The 888-nt window shown below is 36.4% G+C and carries 1 protein-coding gene; it reads left to right on the plus strand.

Annotated elements, in window-relative coordinates:
• Window positions 1–52 precede the first annotated feature (52 nt).
• Window positions 53–888, plus strand: an 836-nt coding sequence (locus AC1DWB_RS36270) for a nucleotide sugar dehydrogenase (protein ID WP_477545889.1), incomplete at its 3' end; no start/stop codon positions are given.

Consider the following 888-nt stretch of genomic DNA (forward strand, 5'->3'; position numbering starts at 1 on the left):
AACTGGATGAGTTTGAAAAAATACATGGATGAGGTGTTTTTTAGTGGCGTCAATTACAAAAAGTACTGTGTCAAATGAGTTGATAAATAAGATTAGAAATAAAACTGCAAAAATTGGAGTTGTAGGGTTAGGGTATGTAGGGTTACCTTTGGCTGTTGAAAAGGCAAAGGCAGGATATAAAGTTTGTGGTTTTGATATACAAGAAAAAAGAGTGAAAATGGTAAATGAAGGTGTTAACTATATAGGAGATGTACTCGATAATGATTTGCTGGAAATAACTTCTTCCAAGCAGTTGGTAGCAACTACCGATTATTCAAAAATTTCAGGTTTAGACGCGGTGACAATTTGTGTGCCTACCCCCCTAGATATTTATCAACAACCTGATACATCATACGTGGAGAATTCAGCTCGAGAAATATCTAAATATCTACATAAAGGCATGCTTATTGTATTAGAAAGTACAACTTATCCCGGTACAACAGAAGAAATATTAAAGCCAATATTGGAAGTAACTGGACTGAAGTGTGGTGAGGATTTTTTCTTGGCATATTCTCCTGAAAGAGTAGATCCAGGTAATAAGCAGTTTAACGTGAAAAATACTCCAAAAGTAGTTGGTGGGGTGACTAAAATATGTACTGAAGTTGCCTCAGCTATGTACACTTGTGTACTTGAAGGCGAAGTCCATATAGTTTCAAGTCCAGCTGTTGCAGAGATGGAAAAAATTCTAGAGAATACATTTAGAAACATTAATATTGCTTTGGCAAATGAAATGGCTATTCTTTGTAACAGAATGGGATTAGATGTTTGGGAAGTTATTGATGCAGCCAAGACAAAACCCTATGGGTTTATGGCGTTTTATCCTGGTCCGGGCTTAGGTGGGCATTGTAT

The organism is Paenibacillus sp. P4_E11, assembly GCF_056401635.1.